At 61.9% G+C, this 14600-nt stretch carries 16 protein-coding genes and 1 pseudogene; 8 read left to right on the plus strand and 9 right to left on the minus strand.

What is annotated here, in order from left to right; all coding sequences use genetic code 11:
* The first annotated feature begins 17 nt into the window (after positions 1–17).
* A complete protein-coding gene (locus ACEN42_RS26020; RefSeq protein WP_035500185.1) occupies positions 18–221 on the plus strand; it encodes a hypothetical protein in 204 nt (67 codons plus the stop codon).
* A gap of 114 nt (positions 222–335) precedes the next feature.
* On the opposite strand, the gene ACEN42_RS26025 is transcribed toward ACEN42_RS26020, so the two are convergent.
* Entirely contained in the window at positions 336–749 is a 414-nt protein-coding gene (locus tag ACEN42_RS26025) for an RcnB family protein (protein WP_371884805.1), read from the minus strand.
* Positions 750–966: 217 nt separating this feature from the next.
* On the opposite strand from ACEN42_RS26025, the gene ACEN42_RS26030 reads away from it, so the two are divergent.
* Entirely contained in the window at positions 967–2868 is a 1902-nt protein-coding gene (locus ACEN42_RS26030; protein ID WP_371884806.1) for a potassium transporter Kup, read from the plus strand.
* A gap of 18 nt (positions 2869–2886) precedes the next feature.
* On the opposite strand, the gene ACEN42_RS26035 is transcribed toward ACEN42_RS26030, so the two are convergent.
* The 3 genes from ACEN42_RS26035 to ACEN42_RS26045 form a co-directional block, all read right to left on the minus strand.
* Positions 2887–3102 (minus strand): hypothetical protein, encoded by a 216-nt coding sequence (locus ACEN42_RS26035; RefSeq protein WP_187607025.1) that lies wholly within the window; start codon positions 3100–3102, stop codon positions 2887–2889.
* A 51-nt stretch (positions 3103–3153) separates the two neighbouring features.
* Positions 3154–3360: a hypothetical protein gene (locus tag ACEN42_RS26040; RefSeq protein WP_371884807.1), complete on the minus strand. Its 207-nt coding sequence runs from the start codon at positions 3358–3360 to the stop codon at positions 3154–3156.
* Between the two features lie 104 nt (positions 3361–3464).
* A complete protein-coding gene (locus ACEN42_RS26045) occupies positions 3465–4049 on the minus strand; it encodes a glutathione binding-like protein (protein WP_371884808.1) in 585 nt (194 codons plus the stop codon).
* Positions 4050–4282: 233 nt separating this feature from the next.
* Between ACEN42_RS26045 and ACEN42_RS26050 the strand changes: the two genes are divergently transcribed.
* From ACEN42_RS26050 to ACEN42_RS26060, 3 genes are read left to right on the plus strand one after another with little or no spacing between them, the layout of a single operon-like run.
* Positions 4283–5401 (plus strand): GGDEF domain-containing protein, encoded by a 1119-nt coding sequence (locus tag ACEN42_RS26050; RefSeq protein ID WP_371884809.1) that lies wholly within the window; start codon positions 4283–4285, stop codon positions 5399–5401.
* A 42-nt stretch (positions 5402–5443) separates the two neighbouring features.
* Positions 5444–5983, plus strand: coding sequence for a DUF4142 domain-containing protein (locus ACEN42_RS26055; protein ID WP_371884810.1), 540 nt, complete (start codon positions 5444–5446; stop codon positions 5981–5983).
* A 53-nt stretch (positions 5984–6036) separates the two neighbouring features.
* On the plus strand, positions 6037–6420 hold the full coding sequence (locus ACEN42_RS26060) for a DUF1801 domain-containing protein (RefSeq protein ID WP_238218098.1): 384 nt from the start codon (positions 6037–6039) through the stop codon (positions 6418–6420).
* On the opposite strand, the gene ACEN42_RS26065 is transcribed toward ACEN42_RS26060, so the two are convergent.
* Complete coding sequence (locus ACEN42_RS26065; protein ID WP_371884811.1) at positions 6417–7247, minus strand: class I SAM-dependent methyltransferase; 831 nt, start codon at positions 7245–7247, stop codon at positions 6417–6419. The genes ACEN42_RS26060 and ACEN42_RS26065 overlap by 4 nt on opposite strands.
* 213 nt (positions 7248–7460) lie before the next feature.
* Between ACEN42_RS26065 and ACEN42_RS26070 the strand changes: the two genes are divergently transcribed.
* A complete protein-coding gene (locus tag ACEN42_RS26070; RefSeq protein ID WP_371884812.1) occupies positions 7461–8474 on the plus strand; it encodes an ABC transporter substrate-binding protein in 1014 nt (337 codons plus the stop codon).
* A 39-nt stretch (positions 8475–8513) separates the two neighbouring features.
* Positions 8514–9461: a TauD/TfdA dioxygenase family protein gene (locus tag ACEN42_RS26075; RefSeq protein ID WP_371884813.1), complete on the plus strand. Its 948-nt coding sequence runs from the start codon at positions 8514–8516 to the stop codon at positions 9459–9461.
* A 7-nt stretch (positions 9462–9468) separates the two neighbouring features.
* Here the strand turns inward: ACEN42_RS26075 and ACEN42_RS26080 are convergent, their stop codons facing one another.
* Positions 9469–10461: an alpha/beta fold hydrolase gene (locus tag ACEN42_RS26080; protein ID WP_371884814.1), complete on the minus strand. Its 993-nt coding sequence runs from the start codon at positions 10459–10461 to the stop codon at positions 9469–9471.
* Complete coding sequence (locus ACEN42_RS26085; RefSeq protein ID WP_371884815.1) at positions 10458–10970, minus strand: DUF2165 family protein; 513 nt, start codon at positions 10968–10970, stop codon at positions 10458–10460. Before ACEN42_RS26085 ends, ACEN42_RS26080 begins: the two co-directional genes overlap by 4 nt.
* A gap of 240 nt (positions 10971–11210) precedes the next feature.
* On the opposite strand from ACEN42_RS26085, the pseudogene ACEN42_RS26090 reads away from it, so the two are divergent.
* Positions 11211–12794, plus strand: a pseudogene (locus tag ACEN42_RS26090) (alanine/glycine:cation symporter family protein).
* Here the strand turns inward: ACEN42_RS26090 and ACEN42_RS26095 are convergent.
* Together ACEN42_RS26095 and ACEN42_RS26100 are read right to left on the minus strand one after the other, a co-directional pair.
* Positions 12791–13540 (minus strand): carbonic anhydrase family protein, encoded by a 750-nt coding sequence (locus ACEN42_RS26095; protein ID WP_371884817.1) that lies wholly within the window; start codon positions 13538–13540, stop codon positions 12791–12793. The pseudogene ACEN42_RS26090 and the gene ACEN42_RS26095 overlap by 4 nt on opposite strands.
* Positions 13541–13649: 109 nt before the next feature.
* On the minus strand, positions 13650–14546 hold the full coding sequence (locus ACEN42_RS26100) for a LysR family transcriptional regulator (RefSeq protein WP_371884818.1): 897 nt from the start codon (positions 14544–14546) through the stop codon (positions 13650–13652).
* Between the last annotated feature and the right edge of the window lie 54 nt (positions 14547–14600).

Below are 14600 nucleotides of genomic sequence, written 5' to 3' on the forward strand. Positions count from 1 at the left end.
CATATTCGGGAGTAAAGATGCTGATCCGCTGTGTAGCATGCAACAAGCTCATTTACTCGGACGATGCTCTCGAAGAAGATACGTGTCCCGCCTGCGGCTCCACGAACACCGAGCATATCGCGATGGGCTTTATCTTCGATCAGACGGTCACGACGCCGGATCGGCCGGGCGGCGCGACACAACAACGCGACGCGCCCGATACGATTCGCGGAAAGGCTTGATTGCGTTTTGGATGTGCGCCTCGATCCCCTCTCGTTGAGCGCATCATTGCCCGCCTGAACAGGCGGGCTTTTCTTTTCCGGGCGTTCAAACGAACGAAGGGAGCGAATGCGTAGTTATTGCGACATCACGACCTGCGCGATAACGCCCGACGCGACCGCGACCAGCAAATAATCCGCACCTACGCCGACCCATTGATATCCGCGCGGCGGCTGGTGCAAGCCGTGACCGTGCCAGTCGTCGACGACGTACTGATGATTCCGGTAATCGGACGACAGGCGCTCGCCCTTGCGCCAGTCCGAATGATGCGGCTCGTTGTTCGCATGCTCGGGCGGGCGCGGGGCATTGTGATCGTACCCGTTGTGACCGTTCATCTCGGGGCCGTGGCCGGGCGCGCCGGGGCCGCCGGGCCCGCGATTCATGTCGTGATAGCCGTCCGGGCCATTCGGTGCGGGCTGCGCGAATACCGCACTCGCCGTCAGTCCGATGGTCGCGCAAAGCAGCGCGGCGACGATTCGATTCTTCTTCATGTTCTTCCTCTTGAAAGTTGCGAAGGGATGATCTCGATGCCGGGACTGTACGCAATGAATCGGAAGAATGACGTGAGCATGTGTAAGCAACGCTTACCTTTAATTACGGGAGAACGCGCATTTAATACTTAATGCTATTGAAAGAAAGCGCTGATTACCTGTGCGGAATGCGGATTGCTACGTCTTCGGCACGGCATACCGGAGGCCCACGCGTCGGATGACATCGACTTCGAACAACGTCCACGCGCCGAAGAAAGCGCTCTCGGGCCTCATGCTCGGCGCGCTTGGCGTCGTGTTCGGCGACATCGGCACGAGCCCGATCTATGCGCTGAGGCAAGGCGTGAGCGACGCGGGCGTCGTCGATGCATCGATCGTGATGGGCATTCTGTCGATGATCGTGTGGGCCGTCGTCATCGTCGTGATGGGCAAGTACGTGTGCTATGTGATGCGCGCGGACAATGAAGGCGAGGGCGGCATCGTCGCGCTGACGGCGCTCGCGCGTTCGGGCTACGAGCAACAAGGGCGACGCGTTCCGCATCTTCTGCTGATGGCCGGCTTGTTCGGCGCAGCGATGTTCTACGGCGATTCGATGATCACGCCCGCGGTTTCGGTGCTGTCCGCGGTCGAAGGCCTGAGTCAGGTGAGCGCCAGGTTCGAGCCGTTCATCGTGCCGATCGCAGTGGCGATCCTCATCGCGCTCTTTCTGTTTCAGTCGCGCGGCACGGCGGTCGTCGGCAAGTCGTTCGGTCCGGTCATGCTGCTCTGGTTCGTGTATCTTGCCGCGGTGGGCGTCTATCGGATCGTGGAGCATCCGGACGTGCTGCGTGCGCTTTCGCCAGCGTATGCGTGGTCGCTCGTGCTCGCGCACTCCGCGCTCGCATTCACGATTCTCGGCGCCGTGATTCTCGCGTTGACGGGCGCCGAAGCGCTCTATGCCGACATCGGTCACTTCGGCCGGCGCGCGATCCGGCTTGCATGGATGATCGTCGTGTTTCCGGCCATCGTCATCGGTTACTTCGGGCAGGCCGCGACGATTCTGTATCAGCCAGGCGCGGCCAGACAACCCTTCTTCTTCGCCGCGCCTTCGTGGGCGCTGGTACCGACCGTGCTGATAGCATTGCTCGCCACGGTGATCGCATCCCAAGCCGTCATTTCAGGGGCTTTTTCGATGACGAGTCAGGCGATCGAACTCGGCTTCCTGCCACGGCTTCGCGTAATCGAGACGTCCGCATCGCAGCGCGGGCAAGTGTATGTGCCCGCGGTGAATGCGGTCCTGTTCATCGCGGTGATGTTCCTCGTGATCGCGTTTCGCAGTTCGGACCGGCTGACATCCGCATATGGCATCGCGGTCGGCCTCACGATGCTGATCACCACCGTGCAGATGGTGAGCGTCACGCGCAATATCTGGCGCTGGCCGTGGCTCGCGGTCGCCGCGCTCAGCGTTCCGCTCATCGCAATCGATGCGCTGCTCGTCGCGGCCAACGTCCATAAGATTCCACAAGGCGGCTGGTTTCCGGTTGCGATCGGTATCGTGCTGTTCGTGCTGATGGCGACATGGCATCGCGGGCTCCAACTCGCACATTTACATGCATCGCACGCGCCGCCGCTCACGGAATTCCTGCGCGATGTGCTGAACAAGCCTGAGCCGCCCGCGCGTGTGCCGGGCACTGCCGTCTATCCGGGCAGCACGCCGGGCGCTACGCCTTCCGCGCTCACGAGCAACGTGCGCCATAACCGCGTGCTGCACGAGACGACGGTGATCTTCGCGAACCGCGCGGAATCGGCGCCGCGTGTGGACGAACACACGCGCATCGAAGTGCGCGATCTGGGCGCGGGCTGCTATGAAGTGATCTCGCGTCATGGCTTCGTCGAACGGCCGAACCTGCCGCGCCTGCTGTCATCGCTCGACGGACAACTCGGCGACTGGCGATTCGATCCGAAACACACGACGTTCTTCCTGCCGCGCGACGAAGCGACGCCCGGCTGCTCGCACGGGCAGATGCCGCGCTGGCGCGAGCGCCTCTTCGGCGAGATGGCGTTCCATTCGGCAACGAGCGCGGAATATTACGGACTTCGAAGTGAAGATGTCGTTGAACTCGGCGTTCAGGTCGTGCTGTAAGGCACGTGATTCATGCAATCACTGCGCGGTGCCGGCGGGCAGCATGTCGGCCTTCGCATTTGCATGATTCTTCGCCGCTTCCAGCGCCGCATCGTGTGTGTCCAGTGGGCGATCGCGCATTTCGGTGTAGCCGTCCGCATCGACGGTGTAAGACCAGGTGCATTGTCCCGTCGGATCCTGATCGATGGTGATCTCGACATGGTGCCCGTTACGAACGTAAGTCTCGGTAGACATGATGTGATCTCCCAGTGAGTGGAGTCCGCGTTGCGACCGCTCAGTGCGAGCTCACGGCTTGCGGGAATCGGGCGGAACAGGATTCTTTTCCTGCGACGATGGCAACTCGTTTTCCGATGTCTCGTGCGTGCGCATTTCGCGTTCGTCGAGCTGACGCTGCTTCGTGTCTTCGGAGGGCGTCGGCGTGGATTCGTCGCGGCCCACGGGTTCGTCCATGTCATCGGCGGTGGCGTGCGGCACAGGCTTGCCTGGCTCCATGATGGCCTCCGGAAATCGTGAGATGGCGCGCCGATGCGCGCCTTCTATCGGTGCAGCAAATGCCGGACCCGCCCGGCGATTCGCCGCACATCACGCGCGTCAGATCACTCAAGTCCCTCATGCTCGAATGCGAGCTTCACGGCCGGCCGCTCGCGCATGCGCTTGTAGAACGCCTGAAGCTCGGCGGGCATATCGACGCTCATCTTCCGAGCCCACGTCAGCATCGTGAACAGATATGCATCCGCGACGCTCACCTTGTCGCCGAACAGATAATCGCCGCGCATCGCCTTCGCGATGAGCGCAAAGCGCTGGCCGATTTTCTCGCGCGCGGCCGCGGCTTCCGCATCGGAAGACGGGCGGAACACACGGCCGAACTGCTTGTGAATCTCAGTCGATATGAACGCGAGCATTTCCAGCAGACGCAGACTTCCGTCGTCGCCGGAAGGCGCAAGCGATGGCGCCTTTTGCGCGACCCAATAGAGAATCGCGATGTTCTCGGTGAGCCGCTTCCCATCGTCGAATTCGACGACAGGAACGTAACTCTTCGGATTGATTTCGTTGAACGGCGTGCCGTCCTCGGTGATCTTGGTCTTGAGATCGACTTTGACGCGATCGAAGTTCAGGCCTGCTTCATGCATCGCGATGTGATCGGCGAGACTGCATGCGCCGGGTGCGTAATACAGTTTCATGATGCGCGTCTCCTTTCCGTTATGGCTGTGCGGGAACCCTATTCGGCGAGCAAGGCTCATGCCGCGAAAAGGTGGACGGCGCTAAAGTTTCGCCGCGTGCGTGCCGTTGACCCGAAAATGCCGTTTCCGCAGCGCCCGGAGGCGAAAGGTATGATACGGCCGTTTTGTCGCGATGCGCGGTCCGCCGTCGATGACGGTCGATGTCCCGGCCACCGCACGTGGCGGGCTTTTCCATGTTCCACACACCTGACACTGAAACACTTCGCCTTTGCAGCGTGCTCGCGAGCACGGCGTTCGGGCTCGTCTTCGCGCTGGTGCGCTTCGGTCGCAAGATCGAGCCGCAGTTCGTGCACTGGTCGGCGAGCGCGTTCCTCTACGCGGCGGTGCTGACCGGCTTCGAGCCCGCGCGCGGCAATCCGGTCCTGATCGGCCTGCTGCTCGGCGCGCTCGCGGCCACCAACATGTTGATCGTTTCGGGCTTGCGCGCTTTCGACGGCAAGCCTCCGTTCCGCTCATGGATGCTCGCGCCGATTCTGGGCTGCGCGGTGGCGCATGTCCTGCCGGGATGGATCGGCGGTCCTGGTCCGGTAGCGGCGATGTTGACGCACGCGGGCGATACGATCAGTGTCGCGATCTCGGCCGCGATTACCGGCATCATCCTCTGGTCGAGTGGGCGGCGCGAGAAGAGCCGCGCGCGGCGCATCGCCGGTTTCGCAATGCTGGGCTATCTGGCCGGTTATGCCGTGACGCTCGCAGCCTATGCGTGGTCGGGCTCGCGCATCAATTACCTCGCGCTGATTCCGATGCTCTCGGACCAGTTGCTATTGGGCGTGCTCAATCTCGGCCTGCTGGCGATTCCCGCCGAACGAGCGCAACGCCGCCTGCGCGATGCTGCGCTGCGCGACCCGCTCACAGGCGTCTGGAATCGCGCCGGATTCGAGCTTTACGCGATGCGCCTCGCCGCGCCGGGCGCGACCGTGCTCGCCATCGACCTCGATCATTTCAAGCAGATCAACGACCGGCACGGTCACCTCGCGGGCGACAACGTGCTGATCGAACTCGCGCGGCTCGCGGGTGCGGAAGTCGCGTCGCTGGGCGGCGAGTTCGGGCGGCTCGGCGGCGACGAGTTCGTCGCGATCGTTCCGGCGTCGCGCGCATCGGATGCGCAGGCCTGCGCGAACCAGATTCACGCTGCGTGCCGCAAATACACCGAAGGCATGCCGGAATGGACCACGAGCATCGGCGTATCGCAGATCGGCGCGAACGATGCGAGCTTCCACGAAGCACTGCAACGCGCGGATGTCGCGCTGTATCGTGCGAAGCTCGCGGGCCGCAACACGCTGACGGTCTGATCAAGGTAGAGTCGTCGGTATCGATATAACCCGGAGACGCGGATGAACGGCAAACGCATCGCAACGGCGTTGCTGCTGCTGCTGACGTGGACGGTCTGTGCGAACGCGCAGGAACGGCCACTCTCCGATGAGCAAATGCTCGGCGTGATTTTCGTCGCGAATCAGGCGGAAATTGCCACGGCCAATCTGGCCTTGCGCAAGACGCGCTCCTATAGCCTGCAGGTCTTCGCGAAGCGGATCGTGTCGGAACATGCGCAAGTCAATCAGGAGATCGCCACGTTGATGCAGCGATACGGCACGCAGCCGCAACGCAGCGCGACGAGCGAAGCATTGACCAAGCAAAGCAGCGACGATATAGCCGATCTCGACCAGACCAGCATTTACGATTTCGACGAAGCGTATCTCGATCGCGAAGTCGCTTATTTGCAGAAGCTGGTCAATGCCGTCGATGGCTATATTCGAACGGCGCGCAGCGCGGAGGTGCGGACCTTGCTGATCCGCTCGCGACCGTCGTTCATTTTTCATCTCGATCAGGCTCAACGGCTGCAAATCACGATCGGCAGTCCGGGTCTGATACGCTGACGCCCCGGTGGTCGAGCGAAGCATAAACAAAACGCAAAAGCACGGAGATATGCATGAACCCATCGGAACGAATCGACGCGTTGATTGCCGGCATCACGGACTGGCGCGGCGAGACATTCGCCAATGTGCGCAAGATCATTCTCGCGGCGGATAGCGGGATCGTCGAGGAGTGGAAGTACATGGGTAGCCCGGTGTGGTATCGCGACGGCATGATCGCGGTGGCTAACGCGCATAAGGGAAAAGTGAAGCTCACCTTCGCCAACGGCGCGAGCCTTCCCGATCCCGAACAGCTCTTCAACGCGGGTCTCGAAGGCAATGCGCGGCGCGCGATCGATTTTTTCGAGGGCGACAAGATCGACACGCGTGCGCTGAAGAATCTCGTGCGCGCGGCCATCGAGTTCAATCAGTCGAAATCGAAGAAGAAAGCGGCTGGCTAGGGCACGCGTGCCCACGCACCGATGAAGGCCGGCGGCTGAATGACGCCATCGAGCGCGACGATTTCATCGCGCAGACGCGCGGCCAGCGTGTCGATGCCGATCGCATCCGCGCTTGCAACGCCGAAGCGCTCGGCAAGCGGCAACAGCGTGCGCAACACCTCGGCCAGATACTGATACGCGAACGAGTCGGGCCCGCCTTCGAAGCGCGCCGATAGCAGCATCTGCGGGCCGGGCAGGCCGGCGCGGCGAAACGTCGAAAAGAGCTTCGATCCCATGTCGGTTTCGACGCCCGCGCGCGTGAAAGTCTCCCTGATCCAGTGCATGCCCTGCGCGCATAGCGGCGACTCGGGCACCGAACGCGCGGTGCTCATGTCCATCTCGTGAAAGACGAAGAGTGTGCCCGCGCCCGCACGGTCGGCGAGGCGGCGCAAGGTCGCGGCGGGATCGGGCAGATGCAGCAGGATGAGACGGCCGATGATGGCGTCGAAGGGTTCCGTGAGCTCGAAATCCGCCACGCTCGCAACGTCGAAGCGCACGTTGCCGAGGCCCGCTTGCCGCGCCCGTTCGCGCGCCTTGTCGATCACGCCGGGCGCCTGATCGATGCCGGACACCGACCCGTCCGGTCCCACGAGCGATGCGGCCAGAAACGAGACATCGCCCGTGCCGCAGCCCAGATCGAGCACGCGCATACCGGACGCGAGCCCCGCGCGGCGCAGGACCTCTTCGGTCAGATCGCCGATGAAGCGCGCCTGATTCTCCAGTCGCTGCACTTCCGGATCGGAATGGCCGAGCACATAGGCGCCGGTGGAACTGACGGAAGGATTCATGGCTGTGACCTCGCGTGTGCGTGCCCCTTTCATGTTAGTGGCTGCGCGACAAAAGCCACTTCCCGCCCCAAATATTTCAGATAACTTTCGGTGAAAAAGAGCGCCGCCCCCGCGCTTATCGCGGACGAAGCTATCCGTATCGGGATTTCTTCGTTCGCGTGTGAGTAAGCGACGAGTACATTTATCGTTCGCCGCTCTTCGAAGACATCCCGCATGACGACATTTTCATTGCAGCGCTTATTGGCCGTGTTCGCGTCGATGGCGTTGCTCGCGTTGCCGATTCATCGCGCGCACGCCGAAGGGAAGGTGACGATCGTCGATCAATACGGCATCGGCTCGTTGCTGCTGAAAGTGGCGAAGGATCAGAAGCTCATCGAGAAAGCGGGTGCGCGCGAGGGACTTGCCATCGACGTGCAATGGAGCACGCTCTCGGGCGGCGCAGCTGTGAACGAGGCGTTGCTGTCGGGCGCGGCGGATATCGCGACCATCGGCATCGGGCCTTTGATGACGATCTGGGACCGCACGCACGGGCGTCAGGACTTTCGCGCGATGGCGGCGCAAAGCGCGGTGCCGGTGTATCTCGTGACGAACGATCCGCGCATTCGCAGCATCCGGGATATCGGCGAGAAGGATCGGATCGCGGTGGTATCCGTCGCCGTGTCGCAACAGGGACGGCTTCTGCAGATGGCATCGGCCAAAGCTTTCGGCGATGCCGACTATGCGCGTCTGGACCGCTTCGAAGTCAGCATGCCGCACGCCGATGCGACGACCGCGATGTTATCGGGCAAATCGGTCGTCAACCTGCATTTCTCGAATGCGCCGTATCAGTATCAGGAACTCGAAGACCCGAAGATTCACAAGGTGACCAGTTCCACCGACATTCTCGGTGGTCCATCGACGGGCAGCGTCGTCGTGACGTCCGGCGCATGGCGCAAGGACAATCCGAAGACTTATGCCGCCGTGCGCGCCGCGCTCGACGATGCTGCGAAGCTCGTCGGCAAGGACAAGGCACAAGCGGCGGCCATCTATATTCGCCAGGACGGGTCGAAGCTTTCGCCGGCGTTCGTCGAACGCATTTTGAGCGACAAGGAAGCCAGCTTCGCGACGACGCCGCAAAACACGCTGCAACTGGGTGCGTTCCTGCACAAGGTCGGCGTGATTCGTCATGAACCGAAGTCGTGGCGCGATTACTTTTTCGCCGACGACGCGAACGCGCAAGGCAGTTGAGCGCATCGTCCATTTATCCCACATATAGAGGAATCCGAAATGAATGCCGCTGCCATCCAGAAAGAAGCAGAATTGACCGTCAGTCCGCTCTCGGCGCATATCGGCGCGGAGATCGGCGGCGTCGATCTCACGCGTGCGCTGTCTTCCGCGCAGGTCGAAGCGATTCGCGCAGCGCTGCTCAAATGGCGCGTGATCTTCTTTCGCGAGCAGTTTCTGAGTCACGAGCAGCACATCGCGTTCTCCGCGCAATTCGGCGAGCTCACGGTGGGACATCCGGTGTTCGGACATGTCGAAGGTCATCCCGAGATTTATTCGATCTCGAAGTTTCGCAAGGCGACGCGCTTCGAAGGGCCTTCGCTGCTGCGTCCCTGGACCGGCTGGCATACGGACGTCACGGCGGCGGTGAATCCGCCGTTCGCATCGATCCTGCGCGGCGTGACGATCCCGCCTTATGGCGGCGATACGCAATGGACCAATCTCGTGATTGCGTATGAGAAGCTCTCCGCGCCGCTGCGTGCATTCGTCGATGGCTTGCGCGGCGTGCATCGCTTCGCGCCGCCGCAAGGCGCGAGCGGCACCGATGCGTTCACGAAAGCCGTGACGGATCACACGCTCGTGAGCGAACATCCGCTCGTACGCGTGCATCCCGAAACCGGCGAGCGCGCGCTGTATGTGAGTCCGGGCTTCCTCAAGCACATCGCGGGCCTGGCGCCGCGTGAAAGCCAGGTGTTGCTCGAACTGTTGTGGGAGCATGTGACGCGGCCGGAATTCACGGTGCGCTTCAAGTGGGAACCGAGCAGCATTGCGTTCTGGGACAACCGCGCGACCGCGCATCTCGCGCCCACGGATATCTTCGATCTCGACTTCGATCGCCAGTTGTATCGCACGACGCTTGTTGGCGATGTGCCGGTCGGGCCGGATGGTCAGAGGTCGGTGGCGATCGAAGGATCGCCGGTGGGCGCGGCGGCCGCGGTGGCGTTGAATTGACTGTGAATCAGTCGATGAGCCGCCGCGCCCGCATCCATTCGAGCACGATGCCCGCGATGTCATCGCTGTTGTCATCGGCCATCAGCGCGTGACTGTTTCCCTCGATGCCGCGTGCGGGAAGATCGATCCATTCCGTATCGACGCCAGCCGCGGCGAGCGCATCGTGCCAACGCCGCACTTTCGGCACGGACTCGGCCCAGAACGGATGCCGCTCCAGATAGTCGCCCCAGACGAACAGATGCGGCACGCCGCGCAGGACATGCGGATCATATTGCGCGGGGTCGGGCGCGCCTGAAGGCTCGAGCGAGATGACCGCCGTCACGCGCTCGGGCGCATTCAGCGCGGCGCGCAGACCGAAATTGCCGCCCTGACTGTGCGTGAGCACGATGCTGCCCGGCAGGCGCTCGATCAACGCGTCGTATGCATGTTGCGTAAGCGTGTCGTTCGTCGACCAGCGCGGCACGAACTGATTCATGAAGGCTTCCACCTTCGATACATCGAAGCGCATGCCCGCATGAGGCCGGCGCGATTGCGCCTGCGCGTGCCATGAACCTGCCGGACCGAAGCGAAACGTTTCTTCCCATGCCTCGCGCGCGGTGCGGAAGTAAGGCGCCTCGGGATACACATCGGGATAAGGCGCCCACGATGCGCGGCCACGTTCGACGGCATCGGACACATAGACATCGAAGCCCGCGCGCAGAAAGTACATCTGCCAGCCGGGGCGTCCATCGGGCGTCGTCTCCCAGTTCACGCCGCTCATGCCGCCGCCATGCCAGAGCAACAGCGGATGAGGGGAGCGCGCCGATGCGAGCCTCACGTACTGCACATACATCTGGCCGACGATCACTTCGCCATTGGGATCGACCGGATGGACGGCGCCGTGTGCCGTGCTCACGCGCGAGCGCGGACTCATGCCCGACAGCGTGACCATTTTCCCGCCGACGTGAAAGCTGCCGATATCGCGCACCTGAATCGCGCTGGTTGCATCGTTGGTGTTCATGCGGTTGTTCTCAAAGAGGGTGGATGCGTTTCGGCGCGCGTCACGAAGATCAATATCACGAGGAAGGTCATGAAGAAGCGGAACGCGCTCTCCGTGCCGTTCCATTGCTGCGACTGCCACATGCCGAACCATTCGCCGCCGATCGTCATGAAGCAGACCTGCCAGGTGAGATAGCCGAGCGTGAGACCCGCGATTGCCCAGCGCTTGGCTCGCGCGAACACGGCATTCTCTTGCCGCATCGCCCGACACATCGCGATGACGCCAGCCCAGCAGAGCAGCGCGGTCACCGTCTCAAGAAGGATGATCAGGTCATAGCCGAGATGCTGAAGCATCGGTGACGTGATCGCGCGATACATGTTGGCATTGCCGGGGAACGTCGTGTCCATCCGCAAGACGTGCTCGACGAATTGCAGGTTGCTGCCATAGTCCGTCAGATTGCCGAAGCTGACGAGCGATGCCAGCAGGGCCATCGAGGCTACGGCGAAAAGTTTCGCGAGTCGTTCGGTCATCCCGTTCTCCTGACACGTTGTGCACCCGATTGTGCGAGAAAAGAATTAGATAGGCATGACGACGCATCGCAACTAACTGTCCCGCGCGAACGCGCCACTTCTTCAGCTTCGCCAAAAGCCATCAACAGAGAGAGGTCGATCGCTGGCCGTATAATCGCTGCCTCAAAAGATTACGTGCCGACGCAGGCACGTCGGCCAGCTTCGAACGACGCTGGTTTATCAACATTCGGAACGCCTCGCGTGGAACGTCTCTTTCAGTCCGTGAATGCATTGTTTGCCTTCATTGCACCCGTATCGGATTTCTTGTGGGATTTCCCCACTAATTTCAAGGCATATTCGAGCATTCCCGTGCTGGGGCAATTCCCGTTCGCGATTCTGCTGCTTGTCGGCGTGGGCATCCATTTCACGATACGCACGCGCTTCATCCAGACGATGAACGTCGGCAAGATCGTGCGCATCATGTTGCGCAGGCAGTCGTCGAAGACCGGCGTCAGCGCGCTCGCATCGTTCATGCTCGGACTCGCGATGCGCGCGGGGCCGGGCAATATCGTCGGCATCACGGGCGCGATTTCCGTCGGCGGGCCGGGCGCATTGTTCTGGATGTGGGTGGCCGCATTCTTCGGCATGGCCACCGCGTTCATGGAATCGACGCTCGCGCAGCTCTTCAAGGAGAAGAAGCACGACGAGTTCGTCGGCGGCCTGCCATTCTATGGACGGCGCATTCTCGGCGACAAGCGCATCGTCGGCACGTTCTTGTCGCTCGTGTTCATCGTCTATGCGCTGTTCAACGTGCCGCCGCAAACGTTCAACGTGTTCACCGCGATCGGCACTATTGCCGATACCGTGACCGGCACGCATCTCGCACGTCAGTCGACGGTATATTACGTCATCGCGGCCGTGTTGATCGCGGCGTGTTCGTTCATCATCATGGGCGGCATTCGCCGCGTGACCGCCTATACCGATGTGCTCGTGCCGATCAAGGCAACGCTGTTCTGCCTGATGTCCCTGGTCATCATCCTCATCAATCTGCCGCTGATTCCGTACTTCTTTCATGAGGTGATCGTCGGCGCATTCGCACCGCATGCGCTCTTCGGCGGCGCAATCGGCACCGCGCTCGCGCAGGGCGTCAAGCGCGGGCTGATGTCGAACGAGGCGGGGCAGGGCACCATCACGATGGCCGCCGCGATCGCCGACAACGATCACCCGTGCGAACAGGGCTTCGTGCAGAGTCTCGGCGTGTTCTTCGACACGATGGTCATCTGCACGATGACCGGCTTCATCGTCGTGATGGCGCATGTCTGGACCGGCACCGTTGACGGGCAAGCGTGGGAATCGGTGAGGGCATCGAAGATCACGGTCTATCTCGCATCCGTCGAAACGCTCGTGCCCGTTGGGGTCGCGCACATCGTCAAGATCGTGATGTGCGTATGTTATGGCCTCTTCGCGTTCACCACCTTGCTCGGCATGATCTCGTTCGCGGAGATATCGGCAAACTTCATCTCGCGCAGTCGCGGCTTCATTACCGGTATTCGCGTCGTCGGCTCGCTCATGTTCGTGCCGTTCGGCGCGCTCACTGTGCTCGCCGGCCTCGAGTTGCCGAACCTCTGGGCGCTGTCGGATCTGATGAATATCGTGATGGTGCTGCTCAACGTGCCGATTCTGCTGATCGGGCAACGCCTCGTGTACAAGGCGCTGGCCAACTAACGGTCGACGCGCCGCGGGCCGTTCGTTTCCGACGATATCGGCGTGCGCACGGAGTATTGGACGGCGAAGCGCGGCGTCGCCAAGCAACAGGATGACGCTCGCGAGCGCGCCGAAGCTTAAGAGCTGAAAAACTCCACTGCGCCCGTGCTCAGGTTGTACATCGAGCCCGCGATCTTGATGCCGTGCTGGCTTTCCATCTCGCTCAGCACGGTGCTGTCGCGGCGAATCTGCGCGATGGTGAGTTCGACGTTCTTGCGCGCCACTTTATCGACGAACGTGTAGTTGGTCGCCGAGCGTTCGCCGTCATACTGCGTTGCATCGACGGCGGGCTTGATGCGCGCGAGCAAACCGGTGAGATGGCCGAGTTCGGCATTCGCTATCGCGCCCTTGATCGCGCCGCACGACGTGTGCCCCATCACGAGCACGACTTTCGCGCCCATCAGCTTGCACGCGAACTCCATGCTGCCGAGAATGTCGTCGTTTTCGATATTGCCCGCGATGCGGCAATTGAAGATATCGCCGATACCCAGATCCATGATGACTTCCGCGGGCGCGCGCGAGTCGATGCAACTGAGCAGCACGGCCGCGGGATACTGGCCCTTCGCGCTGGCCTTCTGCTCGCGCAGATAATTGCGCGGCTTGCGCTCGCCTTTCTGAAACCGCTCGTTGCCGCGCTTCATCAGGTCGATGATCTGCTCGGGCGTCATGCTGTCGCGCTGCGCGTGCGTCAACGCATCGGCATGAGCCGAGGTCATGAGAAGCGATGGACCCACAAGCCCGACGATACCTGCGGATGCCACTGATCTGAGGAAACCCCGGCGGCACTCGGGCGTGCATTGCAGCGGATGCTTCATTTCTTCGCGCATGACCTTGCTCCTCGATCCAAGGATTGGGCCTTCTTGACGCTCTTCTTGCGAACTGAAGTGTTGGACGAAAACGCGTCGAATGCAATGCGCGCTTGTTCTGATGACAATGTCACGCCGATGACGTAACGATGTGGCGCGCGATATCGAGGAAGTTGGCGGTCTTGGCGGCCGTCGCGTCGATGCGCGAGGCCAGTGCGAGACGAATCGTGATCGCGCTGCCGAGGGCATCGGTGTAGGCGACGCCATCGACCTGAATCTGACACACGGAAGCCGGCACCAGCGACACACCGAATTCCGCCGCGACCAGATTCACGACTGATGAAAGCTGCGGCGCCTGCTGCCCGGCGACTGGCTCGAATCCCGCTTCACGGCACGCGCCGATGATGACGTCGTGCAATGTCGGGCTCGCTTCGCGGGGCAGCATCACGAAGGGATCTTCCGCCAGCGCCGCGAGCGGCACCTTGCGTTTCTTCGCGAGCGTGTGCGTGGCGGGCAGCACGATTTTCATCGGCTCGATCGCGATGTGATTGATCTGCACGCCCGCCGGCGACTGGCTGCCGAGCCGAACGAACGCGACATCTACACGGCCGGCGTCGAGATGGGCGAGCAGTTGCGCGGTGTTGCCCTCGGTCAATGTGAGCGTGACGTTCGGATAAGCCTGCCGATACGAACGGATAAGTTTCGACACGACCGGATTGAACGCCGCGGACCCGGTGAAGCCGATATTGAGTTGCCCGATCTCGCCGCGCCCCGCGCTCTGCGCTTTTTCGACGGCGAGACGCGCGTCGTTCATGAGGCGCTTGGCATCGACAGCGAACGCCTCTCCCGCTTCGGTCAGCACGACGCCATGCCCGGTGCGCCGGAAGAGCCGCACGCCGAGTTCGTCCTCCAGAGCGTGAATCTGCTGGCTAAGCGGCGGCTGGCCGATGCCGAGCCGTTCCGCCGCGCGCGTTACGTTGCGCTCCTCGGCGACGGCCAGAAAGTAGCGAATGTGGCGCAGTTCCATGCGATATCTGTCAAAGATATTTCAGAAAGACGAGATAGATATTGGACAGTATAT

The organism is Caballeronia sp. S22 (genome assembly GCF_964261745.1).
Classification (GTDB): Bacteria; Pseudomonadota; Gammaproteobacteria; order Burkholderiales; family Burkholderiaceae; genus Caballeronia; species Caballeronia jiangsuensis.

Bases quoted from the DNA above. Each gene is read 5' to 3' on its own strand.
- ACEN42_RS26020 (WP_035500185.1), top strand. From the start codon at position 18: ATGCTGATCCGCTGTGTAGCATGCAACAAGCTCATTTACTCGGACGAT.
- ACEN42_RS26025 (WP_371884805.1), bottom strand. From the start codon at position 749: ATGAAGAAGAATCGAATCGTCGCCGCGCTGCTTTGCGCGACCATCGGA.
- ACEN42_RS26030 (WP_371884806.1), top strand. From the start codon at position 967: ATGACATCGACTTCGAACAACGTCCACGCGCCGAAGAAAGCGCTCTCG.
- ACEN42_RS26035 (WP_187607025.1), bottom strand. From the start codon at position 3,102: ATGTCTACCGAGACTTACGTTCGTAACGGGCACCATGTCGAGATCACC.
- ACEN42_RS26040 (WP_371884807.1), bottom strand. From the start codon at position 3,360: ATGGAGCCAGGCAAGCCTGTGCCGCACGCCACCGCCGATGACATGGAC.
- ACEN42_RS26045 (WP_371884808.1), bottom strand. From the start codon at position 4,049: ATGAAACTGTATTACGCACCCGGCGCATGCAGTCTCGCCGATCACATC.
- ACEN42_RS26050 (WP_371884809.1), top strand. From the start codon at position 4,283: ATGTTCCACACACCTGACACTGAAACACTTCGCCTTTGCAGCGTGCTC.
- ACEN42_RS26055 (WP_371884810.1), top strand. From the start codon at position 5,444: ATGAACGGCAAACGCATCGCAACGGCGTTGCTGCTGCTGCTGACGTGG.
- ACEN42_RS26060 (WP_238218098.1), top strand. From the start codon at position 6,037: ATGAACCCATCGGAACGAATCGACGCGTTGATTGCCGGCATCACGGAC.
- ACEN42_RS26065 (WP_371884811.1), bottom strand. From the start codon at position 7,247: ATGAATCCTTCCGTCAGTTCCACCGGCGCCTATGTGCTCGGCCATTCC.
- ACEN42_RS26070 (WP_371884812.1), top strand. From the start codon at position 7,461: ATGACGACATTTTCATTGCAGCGCTTATTGGCCGTGTTCGCGTCGATG.
- ACEN42_RS26075 (WP_371884813.1), top strand. From the start codon at position 8,514: ATGAATGCCGCTGCCATCCAGAAAGAAGCAGAATTGACCGTCAGTCCG.
- ACEN42_RS26080 (WP_371884814.1), bottom strand. From the start codon at position 10,461: ATGAACACCAACGATGCAACCAGCGCGATTCAGGTGCGCGATATCGGC.
- ACEN42_RS26085 (WP_371884815.1), bottom strand. From the start codon at position 10,970: ATGACCGAACGACTCGCGAAACTTTTCGCCGTAGCCTCGATGGCCCTG.
- ACEN42_RS26095 (WP_371884817.1), bottom strand. From the start codon at position 13,540: ATGCGCGAAGAAATGAAGCATCCGCTGCAATGCACGCCCGAGTGCCGC.
- ACEN42_RS26100 (WP_371884818.1), bottom strand. From the start codon at position 14,546: ATGGAACTGCGCCACATTCGCTACTTTCTGGCCGTCGCCGAGGAGCGC.